This is a genomic window from Hyalangium sp., from assembly GCF_045802625.1.
Lineage (GTDB): Bacteria > Myxococcota > Myxococcia > Myxococcales > Myxococcaceae > Hyalangium.
The window spans coordinates 1-7774 of record NZ_JBJMQP010000143.1; the positions used below are offsets into that span (position 1 = coordinate 1).

The window sequence follows — 7774 nt, forward strand, 5'->3', positions numbered from 1 at the left end:
GCCCGCCGTGGGCACGTCGTCATTCATGAGCGCGGACGGGGTGCTCGCCAGGAACTCCGGGCCTCTCGGCGATGGGGACTCGAAAGCCAGACACACCAGGGCGAAGAGCACGGCGCCCACCGCAGCGGCGCCCACCAACGCCAGTCTCTGGCGCCAGCGGCGGCGCGGCTCGCGCGGGCCGTCGAAGGCACGGGCCATGCTCCGCAACCCCCAGCGGACATCCCTGAGCAGAAATATCAGCGACTCCGCCGAGTGCGCGCCGGAAACTTTGGCCCTTCGCGAGTCCACCACCTCCAGGGCCACGTAGCTCGGTGCGGCCGAGGAGATGACGTGCACCCGGAAGTCCTTCAGCCGCGCGGGGTCCGCCTCGGCGTCGGGCTTGAGCACCAGGGCGGTGGCGCCGCTCTTCTCGTGCGTGGCCAGGTAGAGCTCCGCCGGGCTGTGAGGCGGCTGCGGCATCTGCTCCTCGAGTTGGTAGGGCCCCAACTGCGTCCGCTCCTCCCAGCTCGCCCCGGGCTTCTTCTTGTCGTCCATGCGTGCTCCTCGCTGGCCTCACCGCCCACCGGAGGCCCGGGACGCTTGTTCGCATGGAGCCGAGCCCTCGCACCAGGAGGTGCCCGGTACAGCAAAGGGGCGCCTACCCTCCAGGTGCCGAGCCAAGGCAATTCGAATGCTCTGAGTTCCCGTGAGCCGCACGCCCGCCCGGAGGGCACACCCGGCGTCCGAGCACGTTCCACGTGCGCCCCACCCCCGAATCGCTATCTAGAGCGCCCATGCCCGCGCCCTGGAGTTCCTTCGACGTCGCCCTCGTCACCGTCAGGTGATTGCCGCCACGGGCTTCGAGCTGCTCTACGCGCGGGTGGACATGGCGCGCGACGAAGAGGGCGGGCTGCGGCTGATGGAGCTGGAAATCACCGAGCCCAACCTCTTCCTGCGCCAGGGCGGTCCGCGCGCGGTGGAGCGGTTGGCCGACGCCCTCGTGCTCGAGGCGCGCGGGCGCTGACCTACGGCGTGGTCGCGCAGCCCGAGGCCATGTTGGCGCAGCTCGAGCTGCAGGTGGCCGCTCCGCCGCACGTCACCTGGCAGCCCGAGGTACAGCTCGTCAGCATGCAGCTCGTGGCGCCGTTGCAGGCGAGCTGACAGTTGCCGCCCGGACAGTCCAGCTTGCAGCTCTCTCCGGTGCAGCTGAGCTGGCAATTGCCGCCCGAGCACTTCTGCTCGCAATCGCCGCTGTCGCAGACACAGGAATTGCCGGTGCTGTCGCAGTCCATGTTCGAGCAGCCGGACAGCACCAGCGCCCCAGCGGCCATCACTCCCAGGATGATGCGGTTCAAGGTCATCGCTCCCTCTTTTCGTTCCAGGTACGGCGCTCCTCCCGGAGCCCGTGAGGGAAGCCTTATGTGCCTTCACCTGGCGTGAATCAATACACACCCGGGGTCTTCTTTCCGCTGAAGCACATCTGCGTCTCACGAGCCCCTGCGCGCGGGGCCGGTGCCAGCATGGCTCGCATCCGTCACAAGCGGCCCTGCACGCTCTATCAGAAGAGACCAAGGAGCCACATGCACCACCGTGTACTTTCCCGCCCAGCCGTCCTGCTCGCCGCCCTCGCCCTGTCCCTCGGTGGGGCCGCCGCCCACGCCCAGACGTACTACCGGATCCAGCTCAAGTCGAACGGTCAGTACCTCGACGCCGACCACTGTGGCTCTCCCGTCACCCTCAACCCCGGCTCCACCTATGCGAACGGCGCCTGTGAGGCCTGGAGGTTCGTCGCCGCGGGGGGTGGCTGGTACAAGATTCAGCTCAAGGCCAACGGTCAGTATCTGGATGCCGCCTACTGTTCCAGCCCCATCGGCCTGAACCCGGGCTCGAGCTACGCGGGCGGAGCCTGCCAGCTCTGGAAGCTGGTCCCGGCCGGAAATGGCTGGTCCCGGTTGCAGCTCAAGATCAACGGCCAGTATCTGGATGCCGACCACTGCACGGCGAAGTTGGGCCTGAACCCCGGCTCGACCTATGCCAATGGGGCTTGCCAGTTGTGGAAACTGGTTCCGATGCCGGTCCGGATCGACTGACAGGCGCGGTGGAGCGGCGGGCCGACGCCCTCGTGCACAAGGCGCGCGGACGCCCGGCTCCGGCGCTACACGAAGGACAGGACGGGCTCGGCGCCCAGCATCCAGGCGCCCACGTCTCCGCGCTACCCTGAAAGTCCCGGAGGACTTGAAGGGGAATATTGCTTTACGTCATATATTATCTACGACGTAAAACCATTCCCCCATGGCCCCGAGCGACCTTCCCCTCCAACACGCCGCGCAGCTGCTCCAGTTCCTCCCGCACCTGACGCGCTGGACGCGGGAGTTGGTGAGCCAGGTCAGCGCCGGCCTGGAGCTGAGCCTGCGCCAGTACGCGGCGCTGCGTGCCCTCCAGGAGGGCGCCCGCTCGGCAACGGACCTCGCGCGGCGATGGCAGGTCACGCCGGCCGTCGTCACCGGGGTCATCGACCGGCTGGAGCGGCGCGGGCTGGTGCGGCGAGCGGCGAATCCGAAAGACCGCCGGCGGCTGGACCTGGCGCTCACCTCGAAGGGCCTGGAGATGAGTCGCTCGGTCGACGACAAGCTGACCCGAGCGCTCGCGGCGCACCTGGCCGTGGCGGCGCCTTCGGATCTCCTCGCGCTGAGCCGCACGCTCGCCGTGCTGGAGCGCGCGCTCGGCCCGCGCGAGCCAGACGCCGTTGCGTCTCCAGCGCGGAACGAACGACCCGGAGCCGGCCTCGACAAGCCAGCCCGGCGGCGGCCCACCCGGCATGTGGATACGGGCGAGCGGCCGCGCCGGCTTTCCCGACGAGTCATTCGATGAATGAAGGAGGACGACATGGCAGCGCGTGACACCAACGCAGCGAAAGAGCAGCTCTCTCCCGAGGCACCGCCCACGGGCCCGACGACCCTCACCCTGGATCCGCATGTGACTCCCGAGGCCTACGCCAGGGTGCGGGAGAAGGACCGCGTCGCCCGGGTGTCCTTCACCTTCGGAGAGGACGCCGGCCCGGCCGGGACGGACTCGGAGTTCCGCGAGTTCCTCGGGCGCGAGCACCTCTTCGTCACCCGGTACGACGACGTGATCGCCGCGCTGCTGGATGAACGCATCTCGTCGGATCCCCGCACCGCGATGACCCCGGAGCAGCAGAAGAAGCTCCCCCAGGTTCCGGAGGAGCTGCGCCCCATCTCCCGGAGCCTGATCACCGCGGATCCGCCGGACCACTCGCGGCTGCGCAAGCTCATCCAGCCGAGCTTCACCCCGCGCGCGATGGAGCCGCTGCGAGCGCGAATCCAGCGAATCGCCGAGGACCTCCTGGACACCGCCGAGCGCGCGGCGGCCGAGCGCGGCGAGTCCCGGCCGGAGCGGCGCATGGACCTCATCGCGGAGTTCGCCTACCCGCTGCCGGTGACGGTCATCTCGGACATGCTCGGCATTCCGCGCGAGGACCGGGAGAGGGTGAGGGCCTGGACGGAGAACCTGCTCGGGGGCAACCGGGGCCGCGGGCTGATGGACGCGGAGAGCCGGGCGAAGTGGCGGGAGTTCACCGACTACCTGCGCAGGCTCTTCGTGGCCAAGCGCAAGCAACCGGCGGACGACATGATCAGCCAGTTGCTGCGCATCGAGGAGGACGGCGACAAGCTGAACGAGGAGGAGACGCTGTCGACGGTCTTCATCCTCTACCTCGCCGGGCACGTGACGACGGTGAACCTGATCGGCAACGGGGTGTACGCGCTGCTGAGCCACCCGGAGCAGCTCGCGAAGCTGAAGGCGAATCCCGGACTGGTGAAGGGCGTGGTCGAGGAGACGCTGCGGTACTGGGGCCCGGTCGAGTTCATCTCGAGGCGAATCGCCAAGGAGGAGCTCGACATGGCCGGGACGCACATTCCCAAGGGCGAGCCCATGATGGTCGGCCTGGCCTCGGCCAACCGGGACCCCGAGCGCTTCCCCCATCCGGACGTCTTCGACATCACCCGGCCGGAGGCGGACAAGCACGTGGCGTTCGGCAAGGGCATCCACATCTGCATCGGCGCGCCCCTGGCGCGGATGGAGGGGCAGATCGCCTTCGAGACGCTGTTCCGGCGCATGCCGGAGCTACGGCTCGCGATCCCCAGCGAGGAGCTGCGCTGGAGCAACTCCTTCCTGCGTGGATTCGCGAAGCTGCCCGTCCTGTTCTGAGTCCTCCGCAATCCTTACTCCCCGACCGACTGGGGCGGCGGCCTGGCGCTGAAGATGGGCACGTAGCACTTGCCCTGGTGCTCGAAGAGATCCTCCGGGCACGGGGCCTTGAGTTCGTGAGGCACCGGAGGCCCGGGACGCTGAAAAGAGAAACCATCACACCTCCGCGAGAGACGGAGGAGCGAGGTGAAGGATGTGACGGCTGTCAGTCCATCCACCGGTGGAGGCTGAAGGAGACCGGGAAAGGCCGGACTTCCGGTGCCTCGCGGCTTCCTGGTAATATGGCGTCCATGCTGAACATGGACGTGGTGGCGCGGCTGGCCGCGTACGCAGCGGGCCTGGAAGAAGACGGCGCGGAGGACTTCGTGCGCGAGGCCCTGGCGCGCACGGAGCGGGACGGCGAGGAGGAGACCGTCGCGTGGCTGGAAGCGTACATCCGGCACATCGACCAGGACCGGGCGGCGCTCTTCGGCCAGCACATCGACGCGCTGCACGAGGCCCAGCGCCAGGCCGCCATCACCGTGCAGACCGCGGTGCGCGGCTGGCTGGCCCGCCGGGAGCTGGAGGCGAAGCGCCAGGACGAGGCCGCCACGAAGCTCCAAGCCCTCTTCCGCGGTCACCTGGCACGCCAGGAGGCCCAGGAGCTCCGGAAGCAACACGACGCCGCCACGAAGCTCCAAGCCCTCTTCCGCGGGCATCAGGCGCGCAAGCAGGTCCAGAAGCTCCGGGAGCAGCACGACGCCGCCACGAAGCTCCAAGCGCTCGTGCGGGGCTATCAGCAGCGCAAGGAGTACCTGGAGCTCAGGACGGCCACCGTGCAGTTGCAGGCCCAGTTCCGGATGTGGCAGGCGCGGCGTGAGCTGGAGGAGCTGAAGGCGGAGAAGCAGCGGCGCGAGGAGGCGGCGACCCTCATCCAGTCCGCGATCCGCGGGTGGGCCCAGCGCAAGAAGTACCAGGCCACGCTCGAGTTCTACGAGGACCAGGAAGACGACACACGCCTCGTCAAGAACCCGGCACTGCGGATCAACAGCACCGTGACGCTGGAGGGCCACCGCGTGCTGGCGGTCTACATCGCCGTGGTGAAGGACGAGCTCAAGATGTTCTACCAGGACTCGCACAAGCCCCATGTCCCGCGAGACAAGAACCTGGTGCAGGTGGACACCCACCCCACGAAGGACGGCTGGCTGAACGCCTGGGCGAAGCTCGCCTGGAAGGACCTGTACGCCTCGAAGGACAAGCGGGACAAGCCCGCGAAGGTCTCGGGCGAGAGCTTCCCCTGCATCGGCCAGGTGAAGATCAACGGCGCGAAGCAGCACTTCATCGAGGAGAAGCTCTGGGTCAAGGTCAGTCGCACGGACCGGGCCACACGCTACAACGACCTGGGTGACAGCCTCGCCCTGACGAAGAGCGCGAAGCAACGGGCGCAGGGCATCCGCAAGGTGCTCACCGGCAACCTCACCGGCGTGGCTGACATCGAGATGGAAGCGGCACTGGCCATGCTGGGCGCGGAGACGGCGCGCAATCCCCGCTCCTATGGCGTGGGCCTGATGCTGCTGGACCTGGTGGAGAACGAGGTCAAGTACGGCAACGACAAGTCCTATACCTGGAAACTCATCCTGGGCTCCAACATCCATGGGGGTGAGAGCGAGGCCCAGTACGAGGAGCGGAAGACAGGCTACAAGTGGGACCGCGGCAGCTCGAGCTGGGTGGTCGTCGACGCGGACAAAGCCGACCGCTGGGATCAGTTCAGCAGGACGCTGCAGAACCAGGCGCCGCCCAAGTTCCACAAGTCCCCGGTGAAGGCGCTGTGGGCGGGCAAGTGGCCCATGTCCCCGTCCGCCTCCATGTCCCTGGGCGGCTACGACGTGGCCGTTCCCACCAGCGACAGCGAGCTCAACGCCGTGCAGTACAAGGAGCTCAAGACGCTCCTCAAGTGGTACCGGTTCGTCATGCGCGGCATCGACGTCGCCGCCACCAACACGGGCGAGGCCGAGGCCCAGCTCAAGAAGCTGTTCCGCCTCCGGCTGCTGTCCACCCGGGTGATGGACAACACCTATTTGAAGCGGAACTGGGCGTAGTCCGCCTCAGGGCACGCGGTGCCTGAAGAGGGCTGCACGGTCTCTCCACCGGCCTGGCGCACAGCCCGGGAGGTCCGCGCGCGGTGGAGCGGCTGGCCGACGCCCTCGTGCACAAGGCGCGCGGGCGCTAGTCATTGCGCGGGCCCGCCCGGTGTTGGAGGCCTACTTGCCGCCGAGCACCACCACCAGCTCGTAGCCCGGCTTCCACGTGAGGGGAGCCACCGTGGCCCCCCGGAGCGCCTGGGCGGCCTTCCGGGCGTCGGCCTCGAAACCCTTCGCGGCGAAGACGACGGTGCTCGGGTGGGAATCCTTCGCCTCACCGGTGGAGATGGGCGTCAGCCCGGCCTTTTCGAGCGCGCTCACGGCCAACACGTAGAGGGCGGGAATGGTGCCCTTCACGCCGAGCACCTGCACCCGGGGCCCCTGCGTGGGACCGAACTTGAGCCAATAGTCGCTCCCGCCCCCGTCGGTCGCGCTCTCCAGGTGCACCAGGTACGCCACGCGCCGGCCATCGGGGGACCAGATGAACTCCACCCGCTGGCTCTGGTTGCCGTGCTCGAAGGTGAAGTCCGAGCTGGGCCAGGTCTTCTTGCCCTCCTTCACGCCGAAGCGGAACGTCGAGGGCGGCGGAACCCGGGCCTCCTCGCCACTGTCGCCCGTCCAGGGGCTCACCCCCGTCACGTGGAACTCGCCCTTCTCCCAGCGCCCTTCCTTGTCCTTGCTGGAGACCTGGAGCTGCCGCTTGCCGTCCGGGGATTGCTGGCCGGTCTTCAGGGGCGCGAGCGGGCGCCCCGCCACGAATTGCTTGTATTGCTCGGGGGTGAGCTCCTGGGGCGCGAACAGGTCGTTGCCCAGGTGCGCGTCGAAGACGACGTATTGCTCGAGGGTGTCGCTGCCGATGCCATCGAAGCGCCCGACGATGAAGAACAAGCCGTCCTGCGTGAAGCCGATCGCCCGGGCATCCTGGGCGATCGCGGGCACGGCCATGAAAACGAGGAGGAGAGCGGAGAGGATCCGGGTCATGGGCCGATGCTATCCGCTCCACGGCTCACGCCACGCGAGCCCGCGTTTTCCTACTCCCCGACCGACTGGGGCGGCGGCTTGGCGCTGAAGACGGGCACGTAGCACTCCCCCTTGTGCTCGAAGAGATCCTCCGGGCACGGGGCCTTGAGCTTGTGAGGCAGCCAGCAGCCGCCGACGAGCTCCACCTGCGAGTACTTGGAGCAAGGGGGGCGCTTCTGTCCCTTGAAGGGCTCGCTCGGCAGGGAACGGGCGAGCACGGACTCTCCAGCATCCGGGGTCTCCAGGTCGTTGGAAAAGGAGTACGGCTCCCCAGCGTCTGGAGTCTCCAGGGTGTTGGAGAATGCATCGGGCTCCGCGCCCGCCGTGGGCACGTCGTCATTCATGAGCGCGGACGGGGTGCTCGCCAGGAACTCCGGGCCTCTCGGCGATGGGGACTCGAAAGCCAGACACACCAGGGCGAAGAGCAC

The 7774-nt window shown here is 68.2% G+C and carries 8 protein-coding genes and 1 pseudogene; 5 read left to right on the forward strand and 4 right to left on the reverse strand.

Going from position 1 to position 7774, the window contains the following annotated elements; genetic code table 11:
- A partial coding sequence (locus ACJ8AT_RS25985) for a hypothetical protein (protein WP_407740553.1) occupies positions 1–534 on the reverse strand: 534 nt, incomplete at its 3' end.
- 286 nt (positions 535–820) lie between these two features.
- Here ACJ8AT_RS25985 and ACJ8AT_RS25990 point away from each other — a divergent pair.
- Positions 821–1003 carry a hypothetical protein gene (locus ACJ8AT_RS25990; RefSeq protein WP_407740554.1) on the forward strand — a complete coding sequence of 61 codons (183 nt, stop codon included), beginning with the start codon at positions 821–823 and terminating at the stop codon, positions 1001–1003.
- 1 nt (position 1004) lies between these two features.
- On the opposite strand, the gene ACJ8AT_RS25995 is transcribed toward ACJ8AT_RS25990, so the two are convergent.
- A complete protein-coding gene (locus ACJ8AT_RS25995) occupies positions 1005–1334 on the reverse strand; it encodes a hypothetical protein (RefSeq protein WP_407740555.1) in 330 nt (109 codons plus the stop codon).
- A gap of 225 nt (positions 1335–1559) precedes the next feature.
- Between ACJ8AT_RS25995 and ACJ8AT_RS26000 the strand changes: the two genes are divergently transcribed.
- The 4 genes from ACJ8AT_RS26000 (at position 1560) to ACJ8AT_RS26015 (ending at position 6284) form a co-directional block, all read left to right on the forward strand.
- On the forward strand, positions 1560–2069 hold the full coding sequence (locus ACJ8AT_RS26000) for an RICIN domain-containing protein (RefSeq protein WP_407740556.1): 510 nt from the start codon (positions 1560–1562) through the stop codon (positions 2067–2069).
- A 202-nt stretch (positions 2070–2271) separates the two neighbouring features.
- Positions 2272–2850, forward strand: coding sequence for a MarR family winged helix-turn-helix transcriptional regulator (locus ACJ8AT_RS26005; RefSeq protein WP_407740557.1), 579 nt, complete (start codon positions 2272–2274; stop codon positions 2848–2850).
- Between the two features lie 15 nt (positions 2851–2865).
- Positions 2866–4206: a cytochrome P450 gene (locus tag ACJ8AT_RS26010; protein ID WP_407740558.1), complete on the forward strand. Its 1341-nt coding sequence runs from the start codon at positions 2866–2868 to the stop codon at positions 4204–4206.
- Between the two features lie 290 nt (positions 4207–4496).
- Complete coding sequence (locus ACJ8AT_RS26015) at positions 4497–6284, forward strand: hypothetical protein (RefSeq protein WP_407740559.1); 1788 nt, start codon at positions 4497–4499, stop codon at positions 6282–6284.
- A 162-nt stretch (positions 6285–6446) separates the two neighbouring features.
- Here ACJ8AT_RS26015 and ACJ8AT_RS26020 read toward each other — a convergent pair whose 3' ends face one another.
- Both ACJ8AT_RS26020 and ACJ8AT_RS26025 read right to left on the reverse strand, forming a co-directional pair.
- Positions 6447–7307, reverse strand: a complete 861-nt coding sequence (locus ACJ8AT_RS26020; RefSeq protein WP_407740560.1) for a hypothetical protein — start codon at positions 7305–7307, stop codon at positions 6447–6449.
- A gap of 50 nt (positions 7308–7357) precedes the next feature.
- Positions 7358–7774: pseudogene (locus ACJ8AT_RS26025) on the reverse strand (hypothetical protein); the annotation flags it as partial.